The organism is Acinetobacter sp. WCHA39, assembly GCF_002165385.1.
Classification (GTDB): Bacteria; Pseudomonadota; Gammaproteobacteria; order Pseudomonadales; family Moraxellaceae; genus Acinetobacter.
Genome location: NZ_NHRP01000002.1, coordinates 147,310 through 167,076, shown reverse-complemented (window position 1 = coordinate 167,076; position 19,767 = coordinate 147,310). Strand labels below are relative to the sequence as shown.

Annotated in this window: 16 protein-coding genes and 2 pseudogenes; 8 read left to right on the top strand and 10 right to left on the bottom strand. The window is 39.6% G+C overall.

Going from position 1 to position 19,767, the window contains the following annotated elements; translation table 11 throughout:
• Positions 1-442 precede the first annotated feature (442 nt).
• Together CDG56_RS01790 and CDG56_RS01785 are read left to right on the top strand one after the other, a co-directional pair.
• Positions 443-1,432, top strand: coding sequence for a LysR family transcriptional regulator (locus CDG56_RS01790; protein WP_004663040.1), 990 nt, complete (start codon positions 443-445; stop codon positions 1,430-1,432).
• 145 nt (positions 1,433-1,577) lie between these two features.
• Complete coding sequence (locus tag CDG56_RS01785) at positions 1,578-2,906, top strand: hemolysin family protein (RefSeq protein WP_087546757.1); 1,329 nt, start codon at positions 1,578-1,580, stop codon at positions 2,904-2,906.
• Positions 2,907-2,939: 33 nt separating this feature from the next.
• Here the strand turns inward: CDG56_RS01785 and CDG56_RS01780 are convergent, their stop codons facing one another.
• From CDG56_RS01780 to CDG56_RS01750, 7 genes and pseudogenes are all read right to left on the bottom strand, one after another.
• The gene (locus tag CDG56_RS01780) at positions 2,940-3,203 is read right to left on the bottom strand and encodes a ribosomal protein L7/L12 (RefSeq protein ID WP_087546756.1); all 264 of its coding nucleotides are present in this window, start codon (positions 3,201-3,203) and stop codon (positions 2,940-2,942) included.
• Positions 3,204-3,254: 51 nt separating this feature from the next.
• Complete coding sequence (locus CDG56_RS01775) at positions 3,255-3,770, bottom strand: hypothetical protein (RefSeq protein WP_005157583.1); 516 nt, start codon at positions 3,768-3,770, stop codon at positions 3,255-3,257.
• A 198-nt stretch (positions 3,771-3,968) separates the two neighbouring features.
• A complete protein-coding gene (gene cysN / locus CDG56_RS01770; RefSeq protein ID WP_087546755.1) occupies positions 3,969-5,582 on the bottom strand; it encodes a sulfate adenylyltransferase subunit CysN in 1,614 nt (537 codons plus the stop codon).
• An 83-nt stretch (positions 5,583-5,665) separates the two neighbouring features.
• Positions 5,666-6,574: a sulfate adenylyltransferase subunit CysD gene (cysD, locus tag CDG56_RS01765; RefSeq protein ID WP_004663051.1), complete on the bottom strand. Its 909-nt coding sequence runs from the start codon at positions 6,572-6,574 to the stop codon at positions 5,666-5,668.
• A gap of 320 nt (positions 6,575-6,894) precedes the next feature.
• Positions 6,895-8,336: pseudogene (locus CDG56_RS01760) on the bottom strand (capsule assembly Wzi family protein).
• Positions 8,337-8,482: 146 nt separating this feature from the next.
• Entirely contained in the window at positions 8,483-10,009 is a 1,527-nt protein-coding gene (gene lysS / locus CDG56_RS01755) for a lysine--tRNA ligase (protein WP_087546754.1), read from the bottom strand.
• Positions 10,010-10,171: 162 nt separating this feature from the next.
• Positions 10,172-10,536: pseudogene (locus CDG56_RS01750) on the bottom strand (SRPBCC domain-containing protein); the annotation flags it as partial.
• A gap of 345 nt (positions 10,537-10,881) precedes the next feature.
• Here CDG56_RS01750 and rubA point away from each other — a divergent pair.
• The 4 genes from rubA to oxyR all read left to right on the top strand — a co-directional run bounded on the left by rubA (position 10,882) and on the right by oxyR (position 14,249).
• Complete coding sequence (gene rubA / locus CDG56_RS01745; protein ID WP_004663059.1) at positions 10,882-11,046, top strand: rubredoxin RubA; 165 nt, start codon at positions 10,882-10,884, stop codon at positions 11,044-11,046.
• An 83-nt stretch (positions 11,047-11,129) separates the two neighbouring features.
• Positions 11,130-12,311 carry a rubredoxin reductase RubB gene (gene rubB / locus CDG56_RS01740; RefSeq protein WP_087546753.1) on the top strand — a complete coding sequence of 394 codons (1,182 nt, stop codon included), beginning with the start codon at positions 11,130-11,132 and terminating at the stop codon, positions 12,309-12,311.
• 81 nt (positions 12,312-12,392) lie between these two features.
• Complete coding sequence (gene estB, locus CDG56_RS01735) at positions 12,393-13,337, top strand: esterase EstB (RefSeq protein ID WP_087546776.1); 945 nt, start codon at positions 12,393-12,395, stop codon at positions 13,335-13,337.
• 6 nt (positions 13,338-13,343) lie between these two features.
• Positions 13,344-14,249, top strand: a complete 906-nt coding sequence (oxyR, locus tag CDG56_RS01730; protein ID WP_087546752.1) for a LysR family transcriptional regulator OxyR — start codon at positions 13,344-13,346, stop codon at positions 14,247-14,249.
• 59 nt (positions 14,250-14,308) lie between these two features.
• Here the strand turns inward: oxyR and dusB are convergent, their stop codons facing one another.
• Positions 14,309-15,334, bottom strand: coding sequence for a tRNA dihydrouridine synthase DusB (dusB, locus tag CDG56_RS01725; RefSeq protein WP_087546751.1), 1,026 nt, complete (start codon positions 15,332-15,334; stop codon positions 14,309-14,311).
• A gap of 82 nt (positions 15,335-15,416) precedes the next feature.
• Between dusB and CDG56_RS01720 the strand changes: the two genes are divergently transcribed.
• Positions 15,417-16,625 (top strand): DUF1615 domain-containing protein, encoded by a 1,209-nt coding sequence (locus CDG56_RS01720; RefSeq protein WP_087546750.1) that lies wholly within the window; start codon positions 15,417-15,419, stop codon positions 16,623-16,625.
• Positions 16,592-17,266 carry an HAD-IB family hydrolase gene (locus CDG56_RS01715; protein ID WP_087546749.1) on the top strand — a complete coding sequence of 225 codons (675 nt, stop codon included), beginning with the start codon at positions 16,592-16,594 and terminating at the stop codon, positions 17,264-17,266. Before CDG56_RS01720 ends, CDG56_RS01715 begins: the two co-directional genes overlap by 34 nt.
• Before the next feature lie 36 nt (positions 17,267-17,302).
• Here CDG56_RS01715 and proB read toward each other — a convergent pair whose 3' ends face one another.
• Together proB and cgtA are read right to left on the bottom strand one after the other, a co-directional pair.
• On the bottom strand, positions 17,303-18,436 hold the full coding sequence (gene proB / locus CDG56_RS01710) for a glutamate 5-kinase (protein WP_087546748.1): 1,134 nt from the start codon (positions 18,434-18,436) through the stop codon (positions 17,303-17,305).
• Between the two features lie 15 nt (positions 18,437-18,451).
• Entirely contained in the window at positions 18,452-19,672 is a 1,221-nt protein-coding gene (cgtA, locus tag CDG56_RS01705) for an Obg family GTPase CgtA (protein ID WP_087546747.1), read from the bottom strand.
• Positions 19,673-19,767: the final 95 nt, after the last annotated feature.

The window sequence follows — 19,767 nt, the reverse complement described above, 5'->3', positions numbered from 1 at the left end:
AGCTTAGTCTGTGCAAACAGATTAATCCAATATTCTTGGTTAATTTTCAGTATTTATTTATGAAATATACAGATAAAACGATATAGAATATTCAAAAAAATAAACTAAGCCTTTGATATATAAATATTTTTAAAAATAAAATTCATCATAAATTATTCATTAAACAATCTAACTCGTATTATTTCTATACATTTAAAACAACTATCCAATACCAAAACATATGAATGAATAAAGCCAATAAATGCAGAAATGGCCATCGTGTTTTATATATTGAATATCATTTCTTCATGATAATGAATCTATGATAAGCTTATTCAAATTTAATAAGACCAAACCATTCAACTATTTGCTATACCTTTTATCTCGTTTTAAGTTACACAAACGGCTTTAGTTATGTCATAATTCATCACAATTCAAAAATTTTATTTTCGGTATTTTTTTTATGAATCTGGAGCGGGTTGATCTCAATTTATTAATTTATCTTGATGTACTTCTTCGTGAAAAAAATGTCACACGTGCTGCAGAACAACTGGGTGTCACTCAACCCGCAATGAGTAATATTTTACGTCGCTTACGTAATTTATTTAACGACCCTCTACTCATTCGTTCTTCTGAAGGCATGACACCAACTGAGCGTGCACTCGAATTACAACCACGTATTCGTGATGCATTATCAGATTTGTCGATGATTCTCGAACCACGTACCGAATTTAGACCTTATACCAGTACACGCGTTTTTCGCATAATGACTTCCGATTATGCTGAAGCAACGCTTGTACCGCGTCTTGTAAAAGCACTTCGTTCTGAAGCACCGAATGTTGTACTGGACTTCTTAACTCCAAGTGATGTCTCTTATCGAGATATGGAGCAAGGCAAAGTTGATCTAGCCATTAACCGCTTCAATGAAATCCCGCAAAGCTTCCATCAAGTTTTGGTATGGCGCGATAGTTTTAGCTGTATTTTAAATGATAAACACCCTGCTGTAACCCATCTCAACCTTAAAAGCTATTTAGATGCTCAACATATTTGGGTTTCTAAAACAGGTATGGGTGTTGGCTTTGGCGTAAATCCAGATAAACAAGCAGGTCTTGGTTGGATTGACCAAGCTTTGGAACGAATTGGTCAGCGTCGTAAAATTTCCGTGTTTACTCGCCACTATCAAATGCCTGCACTTTTAGCGCAAAATGTTGATCTGATTGCAACATTGCCGACACGTATGGCACGTTTGCAAGCACAAAATCCTCGTCTTCTTATTAAAGACCCACCATTTTACATTCCAGAATTTGAGCTTAAAATGGCTTGGTGTCCATTACTACACCATCATCCTGCACATCGTTGGTTAAGACAACTTATCCTCTTTGTAGCACGCCAAATGATCGAAGAAGAAAATCGTGAGTTTCTTTTAAATAATTCACAATTTTCACAATACTAAAATATTGCTTTGTAACAATATGATTTCCTCTACGGATATGCTTGTTTCATAAGCAAAATTGTTATACTGAGGTAATACCCAATTACCTCTCTTCTTTTTTTATGTTACAACATATTCATAATAAACGATGAACCACAGGTGATGTGTGAGTCTCTTCCAAAATATTATTGTCATTATTCTGCTCATAACTGCGGCAGGTTTTCTCTCGCTCACTGAAATTGCACTTGCTGGCGCACGAAAAGTTAAATTAAAAATTTTGGCTGAATCTGGTGAAATTCGAGCACAAAAAGTTTTAGATTTACAGGAACAATCTGCGGACTTTTTTGCAGCCTCACAAATCGGTTTAAATGCTGTTGCTATCTTAGGCGGTATTTTAGGTGAAGCAGCTTTTCGCCCATTTTTTGTAGAAATGCTTAAACAGTTTTATGTAGACCCTTGGCTAGAAACGATTGGTTTTGCTTTATCTTTCACTTTGGTAACTTCCCTTTTTATTTTGTTCGCGGATCTAATGCCAAAACGTTTGGCAATGATCGCCCCAGAAAAAATTTCTATTCGCGTTATTGAGCCGATTCAAGTTTTTATCAAGATTTGTAAGCCTTTAGCTTGGGGAATCAATGCAATTGCAAACTTATTGTTCCGGTTATTTAAAGTAAATACCATTCGTGATGACAATATTACGTTTGATGATATTTCTGCGGTTATGGATGCAGGAGCTCAAGCTGGTGTATTACAAAAACAAGAACACCACTTCATTGAAAATGTTTTTGAACTCGAAGAACGCACAGTACCATCAAGTATGACCACACGTGAAAATGTGGTTTATTTCACTTTAAAAGAAAATGAGAACAGTATTCGCCAAAAATTAGCCGAATATCCCTACTCCAAGTTTTTAGTTTGTAATGAACAAATTGACCAAGTCATTGGTTATGTTGATACCAAAGATATTTTGGTCCGTATCTTAAACAATCAATCCCTCCTTCAGCTGAATGAATCAACAATCCGTACTGTTCTTATTATTCCAGACACATTAACACTTTCAGAATTACTAGATCGCTTCCGTTCAACCAAAGAAAAATTTGCGGTCGTTATTAATGAATATGCCTTGGTGGTTGGTGTGATTACACTCAGCGACATCATGATTACTGTGATGGGTGATTGGGTCACACCAATGGAAGAAGATCAACAAATTATTAAGCGTGATAATCACTCATGGCTGATTGATGGTAGCACCCCAATTGAAGATGTGAAACATGTATTGGAAATTGAAGAATTTCCTGAAAATGAAAATTATGAAACGATTGCTGGTTTCATCATGTATCGTTTACGCAAAATTCCACGTCCAGCTGATGCAGTAGAATATGCGGGTTTTAAGTTTGAGGTAGTTGATATTGACCATTATAAAATCGATCAATTACTGGTCACTCAAATTATTCCCAGCTTAGAAAATGAACCACCTTCAACAACAACTGAATAAGTCATAAAAATTAAGCCCTTTGAAGGGCTTAATTTATCTGGTCAAAAACCAAACTAAAATCACCAATATGATGAAAATCAAAATAAAGATTTGGATTCCGCCACGACTGCGTTGGGCTAACTGCTCCTGAATTAGCGCTTGTTCTTGTGGATGTTCTTTTAAATACCGTTCGACCAAGTCTTTGGATTCTTTCAACCCAAGACCTGTTTTCTCACGAGTAATTTTGATTGCATCTATCAACTGACCTGCTCTTACAGCGTCTAGAGCCTCATGTGGTATCTCTATATTCAAACTCATAAATTTAACATCCTTGTTATTTATAATAATTTATTTGATTTCGTAGAAAATTTAATTTCCACCATATAGTGAAATTAATTGATCTAATGTAGCTTGATAATGAATTGCAATATCTTCTGATAGGATTTTATACGCACTATCGAACTGAACCATTGGCCACCCTTCTTTCCAAAATGGAAAGATGTTATGCAGATCATGAGTCACTATTGAATCTTCACGCACAATTGCTTGAGCAACCTGAGACAGAACTTGAGCTGTTTCAGCTCCATCAATCGCAAGATAATCAATACCTCGCACTTTTAAAATACGAATACGATCTTTTTTATAACGAATTTTTTTAGCTTGTCCAGAATTTAAACCTAATGCAAGTGTTACTGCTTCTACAAATTTATCTTCAAAACTTGTATTCAGTGCAACCAAAGCTTGCTTGTGCGCTTCTTGACGCCCAGCCTTACCCCCATTACGGATGATTTCGTTCGCTTCTGCATCAAGCTTATCTTTTTTCATAGACTGTAAAATGTCTAAAATTTCGATATCACTTAAATATTCAGGAGTTTGCTCAGTCATGGGAGTCCTTAGACAATAATTCAAAGAACTATTGTCTCATAAAAGACCTTTCAAAACAGAATAAAAAAATATCAGCCCGATATATTTATCACTATTTTAAATTAAATCGAAGAATCAAAAACCTTCAAAGATATAAATTTCGAATTTATAAAATAAAAAAGCCTGCATGAGCAGGCTTTTAGAAGTCAGTCCAAGCTATTAAAGACGAACTAACTCCACGATTTTTTCAGCTGCTTCTTCAACTGTTTCAGCATTAATATCGGTATCTGTACCATCAACAGTTGTCGTGATCACCACTACACCTGTTTCTCGCAATAAAACAATTTGCTCAGTCGTTAAACCAACTTTTGCAATCGCAACCACACCTTGTTGAATCAACAAACTTTCCAAAGCCTGAGCCTGTTCAATCAACTGAGCAGAAACACCAATCACAGTAGGTTTCTGACCTAAGCGCGCAGCACGATCTTCCGCAGTCACAGGATTGCTATGCGCTGTCCATTCAACTGCAGCTTCAACCATTCCTGCGCCAACAGTAACGTTGCTTAAGCGGTCAATAAAGATAAATGAACCTGTGTAACGGCTATCCTGATATTGATCAAACACCACTGGCGCATCAAACTCAATTACAAGATCTGCAATTGCATTTAACTCAAGCTCTTCAACTTGAGTATGTTCAAGTGTATTCACATTGACACGATAATTAATCGCACTGACTTTTGCAGGAACAGTTTGCGTACCAATTTTAAGATTATACAGTTTACCTTTCACTAATGGATGTTCATTCATCCACACCACAGATGCACGAACACTACGCGAAATAAGCGGTTGTTCACCTGCACGAACTAAAACATTACCACGTGAAATATCAATTTCATCATTTAACGTTAAAGTAACCGCTTGACCTGCAATTGCTTGTTCAAGGTTTCCATCAAAAGTGACAATTTCTTTCACCGTTGATTTTTTACCTGAAGGTAAAGCAACGATTTCATCGCCAACGTTAATTTCACCCAGCGCAATCGTACCTGCAAAACCACGGAAATCAAGATTTGGACGGTTCACATACTGAACAGGGAAACGAAATTCTTTTTTGTTCGAATCACGCTTGATTTCCACTGACTCAAGAATGCTCATCAAGGTTTGACCCTTGTACCAAGGCGTACTTGCAGATGGATTAACAACGTTGTCGCCATTCAATGCTGAAATCGGAACGAATAAAATATTCTCTGGACGACGCTCACCAAGCTGGCTTAAGAATGCATCATATTCAACTTGAATTTCGTTGAAACGAGATTCAGAGAACTCAACCAAGTCCATTTTATTGATCGCAACAACGATATTTTTAATACCAAGTAAACTTGCAATAAAAGTATGACGGCGAGTTTGCGTTTGCACACCATAACGCGCATCAATCAGGATAATCGCAAGATCGGCCGTTGATGCACCTGTTGCCATGTTACGCGTATATTGCTCATGTCCTGGCGTATCAGCAATGATGAACTTACGCTTTTCTGTAGAGAAATAACGATAGGCTACATCAATCGTAATCCCCTGTTCACGTTCAGCTTGTAAACCATCAACCAGTAAAGCAAGGTCAGGAGCATCTCCTGTTGTACCTACTTTTTTACTATCACGCGTTACTGCTTGTAATTGATCTTCATAGATCAACTTTGAATCATAAAGTAAACGACCAATTAGCGTTGACTTACCATCATCGACGTTACCGCAAGTCAAGAAGCGCAAAAGGTCTTTATTTTCGTGCTGTTTTAAATATGCCAAAATATCTTGGCTAATAAGATCTGATTGATGAGACATTGCTCAAAACTCCACAAAATTTGAAATCTAATTTTGTAATTTCCCTACATCCCTCTTTTAACAGAGGGACTTGCTTAAGGAAATTAGAAATAACCTTCCTGCTTTTTCTTTTCCATTGAGCCAGCTTCATCATGGTCAATCATACGACCCTGACGCTCTGAACTGGTAGCCAAAAGCATTTCTTGGATAATTTCAGGCAATGTATCCGCCTCAGACTCAACTGCACCTGTTAATGGGTAACAACCAAGTGTACGGAAACGTACCGATTTCATTTGAGGAACTTCACCTTCCTTTAAACGCATACGCTCGTCATCGACCATGATTAACGTACCGCTACGCTCTACAACTGGGCGTACAGCCGAGAAGTAAAGAGGAACAAGTTGAATATTTTCTAAGTAAATATATTGCCAAATATCTAACTCAGTCCAGTTAGATAAAGGGAAAACACGAATACTCTCACCTTTGTTCACTTTACCATTGTAAAGATTCCAAAGTTCTGGACGCTGGTTTTTTGGATCCCAACGATGCTTCGTATCACGGAATGAATAAACACGTTCTTTCGCACGTGATTTTTCTTCATCACGACGTGCACCACCAAACGCAGCATCAAACTGATATTTATCTAATGCTTGTTTTAAACCCTGAGTTTTCATGATGTCGGTATATTTTGAACTACCATGATCAAACGGGTTAATGCCTGCATCACGACCTTCTTTGTTCTGATGTACGATCAAATCAAAGCCATGAGTTTTTGCCATGTTGTCACGGAATGTGATCATGTCTTTAAACTTCCAACCTGTATCTACATGCAGGAGTGGAAAAGGAAGCTTAGCAGGATAAAATGCTTTCAAGGCAAGATGTAACATGACTGCTGAATCTTTACCAATTGAATATAGCATCACTGGATTTTCAAATTCAGCTGCAACTTCACGAATAATATGAATACTTTCTGCCTCAAGTTGCTTGAGGTGAGTTAATCTATTTTCAGTCATGTACATATCCCCCCTTATCAATGTTACCCATAAAATCTATAAGTGGTATTAAACCACCACTTGGAAGACCGTGTGGAGGAACGAGTATCATAACAACTCCAATTTTTCGTGATATCGATATTCTTACTAGTGGACAAATGAGCAATCTAGTAAAGTTTATCCATTATAATAATTTAGAACGGCTTCTTTAGCTTGTTTTTTCATATAAATATGCAAAATTATGATATGAAAATTATATTCAGCAATATAGATGCAACCTATTTCACATGAATTTAAACAAAAAAAGAAGCCCATACAGGCTTCTTTCTGAGTTGGTTAATTTAGAAACCGAACATATTGCGTTCCAATGGAATTTCAACGCCTACCGAAACACCGCCATCACGGCCATTTAAATCAGAGTCGCTGACCCAGCCATTCACTTTCAGTGGAAGTGTCGGTTTTATATAGTGTGTCCAGGTGAGATCCAGCCCCTTAACAGTATCTTCTTTTGGAAATGCCGCATTAATGGCTAAATTGGACTGGTTTACTTTGGCATATAAGGCACGCCCACTTAGGCGGTTCATCACATCAAAGCGAATGTCACCACCAACAGAATACATCTGCCCATCACCACCGATTGCATGTCCTAATGGGAAACCATGCTGATAATAACCATCGGTATAAACATAATGGTTATAAGACACGCCATCCACTTGACCATTGGTACGTGTATCTGCCCATTCTGCATAAAGCTGATATGGCATATTCTTATAAGTTGAAGAGAAATCTGTACCTGCTAGATACATTTTTTGGCTGGCAAGAATCCTGCTTCATCTTCACCTACATATTGTCCATAAATACCCACAGGTATTTGCAATAATGGCTGCATATTTAGACGAAAATCCAGACCTGCAATCTGATTTGACTTATCATCATCTGCGGAGTCAAAGTTGTCGTTTCCTTTAATCGCGTTCCATAAAGAATCCAGACTTTCTGAGCGTCCCTCGCCACCCCATTGCAATATACGTGAAGCGCCAAACTCCAGATAAGGCAAAGGTTGTGCAGTCAAGCGTAGACCAAGAAGTTTCGCATCTGGAATGGCTTTGTAATCGTCCAGTTGTCCTGCAAAGGCCTGATATTGCCAAGAACCAATCCATGATAGCCACTTTGTTTCAAAGGCATTCTGTACCGCACGCTGAGCGGTTATTCCATAAACAGGACGGCTGGCATCACCACGAATCAGGCTTCCATCATGTCCTGGTCCCCAGTAAGTTGGGATTTGCCCAGCAATCAACTATTGATTCCAGAGTTTGCCCGCAAGATAGGAACCCTCGACATTGGCATCATGTCCATTATCAATCAATCGATCTTTTTCGCCATTGATACGCAACTTGGCATCCCAGTTCTCACCGCCAGCATTAAACTCAGCCGCAACCTGATATTGTGATTTTTGATTATCGCCAAATGTTTGGGGAATTGTTTTTAAGTCAGTACCAGCATGTAAACCAACCTTGGCTGGCACATTATCTGCCTTTAGCGAATGAATGACTGAATTAACCACTTTTTGCTGGGTGTTATTACTGACTTTCACCTGCGCCAATGCACGTTGAATTTCATCACCACTCAATGGCCAAGTTGAAGTACTGATTTGTATAACACCTTGCTGATTTAACCAATTTAAGTCAGTGCGTAAGTTTGCATCATTCAATACAAGCCCTTGTGCAAAAGTAGCAGCTGAAATAGCCGAAAATAATGCGATATAAAGCGATTTTTTTACAAACATACCTTAACTGTTCTCAAATTTGTTCATTAGCACATCATCGTTTTTTTATGCTTTTTTTTCAATCATCAAACCAAACAATTACATTTCTTAACCAACAAATAAAAAGCCACTTTTAAAGTGGCCTTTTATTAATAATAAGTGAGTAATTAATCTTTACGGCGCATGTGTGGGAATAACAATACATCACGAATACTTGGCGCATTAGCAAATAGCATAACCAAACGATCAATACCAATACCTTCACCTGCTGTAGGTGGCAAACCATATTCTAATGCTTCAATAAAGTCCGCATCGTAATGCATTGCCTCATCATCACCAGCATCTTTTTCTTCAACCTGTGCTTGGAAACGCTCAGCCTGATCAATTGGATCATTTAACTCAGAGAAACCATTGGCTAACTCACGACCACCAATAAAGAACTCAAAACGATCGGTAATGTGTGGATTATCATCATTACGACGAGCGAGTGGTGATGTTTCAGCTGGATACTCTGTAATGAATGTTGGTTGACGAAGTTTAGTTTCAACAGTTTCTTCAAACACGATTGTTTGTAATTTGCCTAAACCAAAACCAGGCTTCACTTTTTCTTTCAACACATCTTGAGTAAATTTAGCCAAGAACTCACGATCATTTACATTTTCTGGCGTAAAGTCTGGATTATGCTCAAGAATGGCGTCAAACATTGATATTTTCTTGAATGGACCTTTGAAGCTATACACCTCATCACCATAAGGCACATCGGTAGAACCTAAAATATCAATTGCGAGTTTTTCAAGCATATTCTCAGTTAATGCCATCAAGTCTTTATAATCAGCGTAGGCTTGATAGAACTCAATCATGGTAAATTCAGGGTTATGACGTGTTGATACCCCTTCGTTACGGAAGTTACGGTTGATTTCAAACACACGCTCAAAACCACCTACTACAAGGCGTTTTAAGTACAACTCTGGCGCAATACGCAAATAGAGTTCCATATCCAATGCATTATGATGTGTTACGAATGGTTTTGCAGATGCACCACCCGGGATCACATGCATCATTGGTGTTTCAACTTCCATGAAACGTTCATTGGTTAAGAACGCACGAATACCTGCAACCACTTTGGCACGAATTTCAAAAGTCTTACGTGTTTCTTCGTTGACAATCAAATCTAAATAACGTTTACGATATTTCGCTTCTGTGTCCGTTAAACCATGGAATTTATCTGGAAGCGGACGAAGTGATTTGGTTAATAATTCAAAGCCTTCAAGGTGTACATATAAATCACCTTTGCCAGAACGTCCGATATAACCTTCAGCGGCAATAATATCGCCAAGATCTAAGCTTTTAATCGTTTCTAAAACGTCTGCTGGCAAACCTTTACGATCTACATAAAGTTGGATACGACCTGTCATATCTTGGATCACAATAAATGACCCACGGTTCAACATGACACGACCCGCGACTTTTACATAAACTTTTTCAGCACCTTCGATTTGTGCTTTATCTTGATCTTTAAATTGTTCCTGTAAGTCACCTGTATAGTGCTCACGTTTAAAGGTATTCGGCCAAGGACTTTTACCGCTTTGTTTAGCGGTCTCTTGGATTTGCTTTAACTTGGCATGACGCTGTGCGATTAAATCGTTTTCGGAAAGTGTTTGTTCAGAAGTCGATTGAGCGTTTTGTTGCGTCATCTCTGCCTCGATTTAAGTAAAATTGAAGTGGCATAGAATAGCAGATCAAAGCCCATTTTCGCACCATTTCAGTCACACAATCGTGAAAAAAGCAAAGATTTATCAATTTCAAAGCGTAAATAATACTTTTATCTTGCAATAAATATGTACTTAAAATGATTTCTATTGCTCAGCGAGTTGTTTAACTAAAGCTAACCCTTTTTCAAATCCTTGATTCATCATTTCAATATATTCGGGTTGAATATCCACTTCTACATAGAGTTGAGTAACGTCATCCGAATCAAATAACATGTACTTTTCTAATGCACCTGCCCAAGATTTTACATCGTCACTTTCAGTATCTTCCTCCCCATCTTGAATCATCCCGATATGTTTAAAAATAATCACATTCGGCTCATCTAAACGTTCGATTATTGAAATCATGCCACCCCCTTATCATCATAGAAATAGGTTTTACCGCCTACTTGCTAGTTTGATCGTATGGTCGAGTTGCAAGAAAAAAATTGCGCCCAAGCTTGGTAACTTTCTTTTTCCTCATAATTATGGTGATATTTTTGATCTTTTAATTTTAAATGGTTATTTTTCACCCACTCTATATTTATACTTTTACTGTTTTTAAAATGCTATAGAGATATACAGATCCATAAAAAATTAGAGTAATTGCTCAAATAACAAGACTTTCAGAACAAATTGCCATTCCACTTTCTACATAAATGATTAAACTCTTGCATTTGCTTTACTTAAATGGCGTTCTGCGTAAAAATCTAACTCCTGATTAACACAAGTTTGTTGTATTACAGCGATCGTAGCGACATTATGGAATAGTTTTACTGAAAGGCAATTTGAGCATACCTATCAGTTTGGAGAGTCACATGAAAAAATATCAATGTATCGTTTGTGGGTGGATTTACGATGAAGCAGATGGTTGGCCACAAGACGGCATTGCAGCAGGTACCAAATGGGAAGATATCCCTGATGATTGGACTTGCCCAGATTGCGGCGTTTCAAAAGCTGATTTTGAAATGATTGAAATCTAAATAGATCTAAAAGACCGTGATCATGATCATGGTCTTTTTTTTCCTATCGTTTGTTTTTATTGAAAGAAATACTGGAGAATATAATGCATCCTATCGTCATCATCGGATCGGGCATGGCAGGCTATACTGTTGCACGTGAGTTTCGCAAACTCACCCCAGAACAAGAACTCGTTATGATCTGCGCAGATGATGCGGTAAATTATGCAAAACCAACATTATCTAATGCCTTTGCAGGCAATAAAGCACCTGAACAAATTGCCCTAGGTGATGCAGCTAAAATGGCAACGCAACTGAATATGCGCATTGAAGCTGAAACCTTGGTGAAAGAAATTAATGCTGAACAACATGAAATCACTTTAGAAAAAAATGGTGAAATTTTCACTCAACCTTATTCAAAACTGGTCCTTGCAGTAGGTGCAAACCCAATTCGTTTAGCAATTGCTGGTGATGGTAGTGATGATATTCATGTCGTGAACTCCTTGATCGACTACCGTACGTTCCGTGAAAATTTAGCAAAGCGTAAAGATAAACGCGTTGTGATTCTAGGCGCTGGGTTAATTGGCTGTGAATTTGCCAATGATTTATTACATAGCGACTACGATGTCACAGTAATTGATCTTGCACCACAACCACTTGGTCGCTTGCTACCAAATCACGTTGCTGAAGCATTTAAAACAAACTTAGAACAAGCGGGTATTAAATTCGCATTGTCGACCACTGTTAAAAAAGTAACGAAAATCAATGATGGTGAAGATTACGAAGTGACTTTGGCAACAGGTCAGACTTTAATTGCAGATATCGTTCTTTCAGCGATTGGTTTACAGCCAAATATATCTTTAGCAAAAGCTGCAGATATTCAAACAAGTCGTGGCATCATTACCAATACCCTATTGGAAACCAACCAGCCTGACATCTATGCGGTGGGTGACTGTGCAGAAGTGAATGGAACATTACTGCCATATGTCATGCCAATCATGCAACAAGCACGTGCATTAGCAAAAACACTGAGCGGGCAAAGTACTGCTGTACACTACCCTGCAATGCCTGTTGCGGTAAAAACACCTGCTGCACCATTGACTGTATTACCTGCACCAATTGGTGTGGACGTGAATTGGGAAACTGAAGAGTTTGAAGATGGTATGCTTGCTAGAGCAGCAGATGATGAAGGTACATTGAGAAGTTTTGTGCTTTTAGGTGCGACTGCAAGCAAACAACGTTTAACTTTAACCAAACTTGTTCCAGACTTGATTCCAGCACAAGTTTAAGGTTTAAATTAGAGTCTGTTAAGAAAGAAATTTCTAGCAGACTCTAATTCTATAAAAAGAATTCAATTCGGAATGAATGCCATGAACAGTGCTTTACAATTTAATGTGTCACCTTATGCTCCATTTATGCAAGAAACCAAAGTCACTTTAGGTAATGGTATTGAACTGCATGTTGAAATGGGCGGCAATCCAGAACACCCAACAATTCTGTTGATTATGGGTTTAGGTGCTCAAATGCTGTTTTGGCCTGACTTCTTTTGTAAATCATTGATTGATCAAGGCTTTCGCGTTATCCGTTTCGATAATCGTGATATTGGTTTATCTTCAAAAATTCGTGAAAAAAGAAAACGCCTCAATACGATGAAACTCATGAGTCGCTTCATCTTTGGGCTTGGTAACGAAGGTGCACCTTACACTTTATATGATATGGCTGATGATGTTTCGATGTTAATCGACCAATTGGGGCTTGAAAAAACATATCTCATAGGTGCTTCAATGGGTGGCATGATCTCTCAAATCGTAGCAGCGAAATATCCAGAAAAAGTTGAGAAAGTAGGATTATTATTTACCAGTAATAATCAGCCCTTCTTGCCACCGCCGTTTCCAAAACAACTTTTCAGTTTATTAGGCAAACCTGAAGCACATGACGAAGATGCGATTGTGAATCATAGTTTGAAAGTATTTCATATTATTGGATCACCAGGTTATGTGAATCAAGTTGAAGCAATTCAAACCATTCGTAAACTATATCGCCGTAGTTTTTACCCAGCGGGTGTACTTCAACAGTTTTTAGCAATATTATGTACAGGTTCTTTGTTAGCATTGAACAAAAATATTACTCAACCGACTTTGGTTGTACATGGTTCAAAAGATCGTTTATTACCACCAAGTCACGGGAAAGCTGTTGCAAAGGCGATTTCTGGTGCTAAATTTGAATTAATTCAAGGAATGGGGCATGATATCCCTGCTCACTTCATTCCACAACTTAGCGGTTTGTTTGCTCATCACTTTAGATCATCACACTAGGACTCTATGGCTGCATTACCCTCATTAAGACAGCTATCGTATTTAGTTACGTTGTCAGAAACTTTACATTTTACTGAAGCTGCGCGCCGTTCATTTGTCACTCAATCTACTTTGTCGGGTGGTATCATGGAACTAGAGCGCCTCTTAGGTGGCGTCCTAGTTGAGCGTGATCGTCAAAACGTTCGTTTAACCCCATTAGGCGAACAAGTCGTTGCACGTGCACGAGTATTACTTGCCGATGCACAAGATTTAATGCGCCTAAGTAGAGAAATGAGTGAACCGTTAACAGGCGATCTACATCTCGGTATTATTCCTACGATTGCACCATTTATTTTGACCCAACTACTTGATGAAGTGCATCGACAACTGCCGAAGATTCAGCTTCATTTACATGAAGCTCAAAGTGAGAAAATCGTAGAAAAGCTAGAACACGGCAATTTAGATATGATTGTTCTGGCGCTTCCTTTTGACACTCGTGGATTAAAAGTTGCAGAAATTGCAAAAGAAAATTTATTTGTTGTCTACAATAAAAATGACAAGAATGCTGAGAATGCAAACTCACTAGATGATTTGGACTTATTGCGTCTGATGCTACTCGAAGAAGGTCATTGTTTACGAGATCACACCTTAAGTGCCTGCCCTGTGGGTGAGCGCAAAAATGATCATCGTTTAAAGGCAAGCTCTCTTCCAACTTTAGTGGAAATGGTGTCGTCAAATCTTGGCTTTACACTGCTACCCGAAATTGCCTTGAAAAACAGCATGATTCATTTCAATGAAGAAATTGCAGTAAAATCAATTGAAGATGCCCCGAACCGCACATTGGCATTGGTGACACGAAAAAGCACACCATTGCAAAGTGAATTTGATGTGATCTTTCAAATTCTGCAAAAAATCACTGCACATTTAGAGTAATCGGAAGCCTGTAATGAAACTCATCATTACAGGCTTTTAAACGAATAAAAATCACATCACTATTTAATGTCTAGTAAATTGACTTGTTCAACTTCAACATCACTCATGCGCTGCCCTAGATCAAGCAATTGATCAAAATATGCTTCTACAACCTTGGCTTGATCAGCAGTACTCTCTACTTTATACATACTTTGGCGAAATTCATTACTCGAACGCAAGCCTTTGGTGTACCAAGCAATATGCTTGCGCGCAATACGACAGCCAGAATATTCACCATAGAATTGATATAATTCTGATAAATGCCCTAATAGCACAGCTTTGACTTCAGCAATATCAGGCGCTGCCAAGTGTTTACCTGTTTTTAAGTAATGTGCTATTTCCCGAAATATCCATGGTCGACCTTGTGCAGCACGTCCAATCATAATCGCATCTGCGCCAGTATAGTCTAGGACATATTTAGCTTTCTCAGGACTATCAATATCACCATTCGCAATCAACGGAATATTAATCATTTGCTTAACTTGCTTAATTAATTCATAACGTGCTGTATTTAAATACATATCCTCACGGGTACGCCCATGCAGGGCTAAGGCTGCAATCCCTGCCTGTTCAGCCCGTTTTGCCACACGCAAAATATTTTCATGACCATTTAAAAATCCCAGTCGGGTTTTTAAAGTCACTGGCACATCCACGGCCGCAACCACCGCATCTAGAATTCGGGCTACTAAATCTTCATCTTGTAATAATGCTGAACCTGCCAACTTGTTACAAACCTTTTTGGCTGGACAACCCATATTGATATCAACGATTTGTGCACCGTTAGCGACTTGGTAACGAGCAGCTTCCGCAAGTTGCTCTGGGTCAGAACCCGCAATTTGTGCTGAAATTGGCGCAAGTTCGCCATCAAAATTTGCCCGATATAAACTTTTCTTACTCATACGTAAGGTTTTATCAGCCGTCATCATTTCACTTACGGCATGACCTGCACCAAAATATTTACATAGTGTCCGAAAGGGTCTATCTGTTACGCCTGCCATAGGTGCAACAATCAAATTATTTGACAGTTGATATGAACCGATATACATATATATTCTTACAAATTCTGAGCAACATAGTATACTTCATTCGCCCATTTGACTCATCTTTTTATGTGGTGTTGTTCTGATTATGAATAAATCATTCCCTACTCGTCCTTTATTAAAAATTATGGGCATCCTCACTGCATGTCTCAGCTTAACAGCTTGTGGAGATAAAGCATGGTGGTCTAATGGCAAAGAACCAGAAATGGAAGCAGAACAAATTAAGAAAGTGCTTCCCCCTCGTGTAAATGATCGCCAGTCATGGGCGCAAGATATTTTTGATATCATGCAACAACTCAGTATTCCTAAATCCAAGCAGAACGTATGTAGTGTGGTTGCTGTGGTAGATCAGGAATCAAACTTTGTTGCCGACCCTGCCGTGCATGGACTTGGTGAAAAAGCGGTACAGGAAATTAACAGCCGCCTAAAAGAGAAGTTTGAGGCCAAACTGGGTGAAACCATTGGTGGAACAGTCGCAGGCTATTTTGAGGACGTACTCAAAAATCAACCTTCTCCAGAAAATAATTACATGAGTCAAATGCGTAAAGTTAAAACGGAGCGCGAACTGGATTTACTCTATCGTGAAATTTTTGACTATATGTCCAAGCACTACCATGTTAGTGCCTTAACAGGTGCGGCAAAACTGGTAGGTCAGGATATTGGCGAAAAGATGAACCCGATTACCACACTGGGTTCCATGCAGGTCCATATCAACTATGCCAAAGAACATAAACGCCAAAGCGGCAGCATCGCTGAACTACGCAATGATCTTTATACCCAATATGGTGGTCTATATTATGGTATTCACCGTTTAATGGAATACCCTGCCGATTATGACAAGGCCATCTACCGTTTCGCAGACTATAACTCAGGCATGTATTCCAGTCGAAATGCGGCTTTTCAGAGTATGCTGAATGCAATGACCAAAACTGAAATCAGTCTGGATGGCGACCTACTGCTCTACACCAAGAATGGTGATATTAGGACAACCCAAAGCCAGACGGAGAAAGAGCTGATTGCAATTTTTGCACAAAACAACATTCTGGTAACACCACGCCAGATTCGTACTGACTTAAAAAAAGAAAAAGAAAAAAGTTTTGAAGACACGCAAACTTATTTAGCAGTGCAAAAGCTCTATCAAAATAAAACCAAAAAAGAACCAATTTATGCAACCATGCCTCAAGTCGTTATTTCAGGGCCAAAACTGAGCCGTGATTACAATACCAATTGGTTTGCAAGCCGTGTAAATGGACGATATGAAACATGCATGCAAAAAGCGAAACGCATAAAACTTTAAACCTTGCCTTATTTGATTTTGATGGGACACTTTATCCGAAAGACAGCTTTACTGGATTTATGTTTTATACGCTCTCAAAACGACATATCGTAAAAAAAGGCTTGAAAAGCCTACCGTGGATTCAAGCCTATTATTTACGCTTATATCCTGCACATGCGATGAGACCACGCTTGTTTCAAAGCATGTTTAAGGATATTTCAGCAAATTTTTTACAGAATTTAGCACAGGAATATGCTCAACAACTGATTCAAAATTTAGATCAGGATTTATTACAACAACTGCGTTTGCATCAACAAAATGGTGACCGTGTGGTATTGGTTTCGGCTTCTATTGATCTTTATCTCGTGCCAATCTGTAAAGCTTTGAATATCGAATTAATTTGTACCACGACAGAAATTAAGGATGGTCTGCTGACAGGTTACTACAGTTCTGAAGACTGTAGCTGTGAGCAAAAGAAACTCCGTATTTTGCAGAAATACAATCTGGCTGATTATGAGTTTGTCTATGCTTACGGAAACAGTGAGGAAGATTTGGATATGCTCTCACTCGCCGATTTTGCCTATATGATGGGGACAGAAAATCCCTTGCCTGAGTTAAAGCAAAAAGAAGTGATGCTTTGGCAAAATTTAAAGCAGATATAAAAAAAGCCTGAGTTAATCAGACTTTTTTAAGGTAACTTAGTAAATCGCCATATGGTCACGGTGAATCATTTCCAGAGAACGAGCCTCGCCCAGAACCTGATAGACTTTTTCAGAAGATAATCCCTTGATCATTTCGGCTGAACGAGAACTAAAATTCACACGTCCCACTGCAATACGACCACCATGTTTATCAACACACTCAACCACATCACCACGATCAAAATGACCTTCAATCGCTTTCACGCCCACTGGCAACAAACTACGATGCTTAAGTTTAATCGCTTCAACCGCACCATCATCAATCACTAAACGACCTGCTGTTTGTAAATGTGCCGCCAACCATTGCTGATGCGCCGTAACACGGTCATTGTCTGTGGTAAACAATGTTCCCAACATTTCACCAGCCATCAGGCGAGCAAGCACATTTTCACTTTCACCACTGGCAATCAATGTTGGACAGCCTGACCTTGCTGCAAGACGTGCGGCACGAACCTTGGTCACCATACCGCCACGACCAAGCACACCACCACCGCCTGCCATTTCAAACAGGCTGTCATCCAGTGCCCGAACCGCAGAGAACAGTTTAGCATTTGGGTTGCTTCGAGGGTCAGAGTCGAACATGCCCTGCTGATCCGTTAGGATAATCAACAGCTCAGCCTGAACCTGCCCTGCCACCATTGCAGCCAGAGTGTCATTGTCACCAAAACGGATTTCATCGGTAGATACCGTGTCATTTTCATTGATGACAGGAATCACACGCCAGTCAATCAGGTTTTGCAAGGCATCACAGGAATTGAGGTAACGGCGGCGATCAGCAAGATCATCATGCGTGAGTAAGACTTGTGCGGTTTGAATCCCATGTTGATCTAATACGCTTGACCACGTATGGATTAAACCCATTTGGCCAATAGCAGCACAAGCCTGCAAACTGGGTAGATCAGTGGGTCGACTCGCAAGTTTCATGCGTACCATCCCTTCCGCAACCGCACCTGAAGACACTAAAATAATTTCGTGCCCAGCATTGTGTAAATCCGCAATTTGTTTCGCCCAATGCGAAATTGCATTTAAATCTAGACCTTGCCCATTTGCAGTGAGTAAAGATGATCCGATTTTAACAACGATTCGTTTACACGCATTGAGCTGACGTTGCCCATCGACCACTTCTATCATTTTTTCCTCGGTTCACTAGTCGCGTACGTAAATGCTTTCTACGCCGCCTTCATCCTCATCGTCATCAAAGTCATCTTCATCGTCTTCCAGACCCGCTTCACGCTGAGCCTTACGCATGGCACGATAAGCTTCTTTTGCCGCGATGGTTTGTTCACGTGTTTCAGCCTCAAGCTGCTCACGGAATGCCTTAACTTCTGCTGCGTATTCAGGGTCTTCAAGCTCACGTTCACGCTGTTGCTCAATCTGGTCCATGAGGTAATACACAACTTCTTTAGTGCCTTCTGACATCAAACCAGAAGTTTTAAATACAGGACCTTCCCATTGCAATTCATCAAGAATATGCTGACACCACTCTTCTCTTGATTCTTCAGGAAGTTGGTCAAGTTTATTCAATACAAGAACCACAGGGAGTTTTGCCAAAGTTGGAGAGAATTTTTCAAGCTCACCCAAAATGGCTCTTGCATTATGTGCAGGATCAGAACCATCAATCGGCTGGACATCGACAATATGCAACAGAATACGGGTACGCGCCAAGTGTTTAAGGAAGCGAATCCCAAGACCTGCGCCCTCTGCCGCACCTTCGATCAGACCTGGAATATCTGCCATCACAAATGAACGGTGACGATCTGCATCCACTACGCCCAAGTTAGGTACCATAGTGGTAAATGGATAATCTGCCACCTTCGGTTTTGCTGCACTGACTGCACGGATAAACGTGGATTTACCTGCATTTGGCATACCCAACAAGCCAACATCTGCAAGCACTTTTAACTCTAAACGTACTTCACGGTATTCGCCCTTGATACCATGCGTACATTTACGCGGTGAACGGTTGGTCGATGATTTAAAGTGTGTATTCCCTAAACCACCATCCCCGCCATGTGCCACTTTTACACGCTGACCATCCTTGACCAAATCGCCAATAATGTCACCAGACTCAGTATCCACGATGGTTGTACCGACAGGTACTTTTAGGATAACGTCCTCACCACCACGACCTGAACAGTTCGCGCCAGCGCCATTTTTACCACGTTCCGCACGGAATCGGCGAGTATAACGGTAATCAACCAGCGTGCCAGTATCATCATCGGCCTGAATATAGATACTTCCACCACGTCCCCCATCACCGCCATCGGGACCACCAAATGGGACAAATTTTTCACGGCGAAAACTGGCTACGCCATTGCCACCGTCGCCAGCCTCTACGGTTATGACTGCTTCATCAACAAAGCGCATGTGCCAATCCTCTAAATTCTTAAAAGCGGACTATTTTGCCACATTTTAATAAATTTCTCGAATAGAAAAATCAGTAAATACGTTTCTGGCTTTAA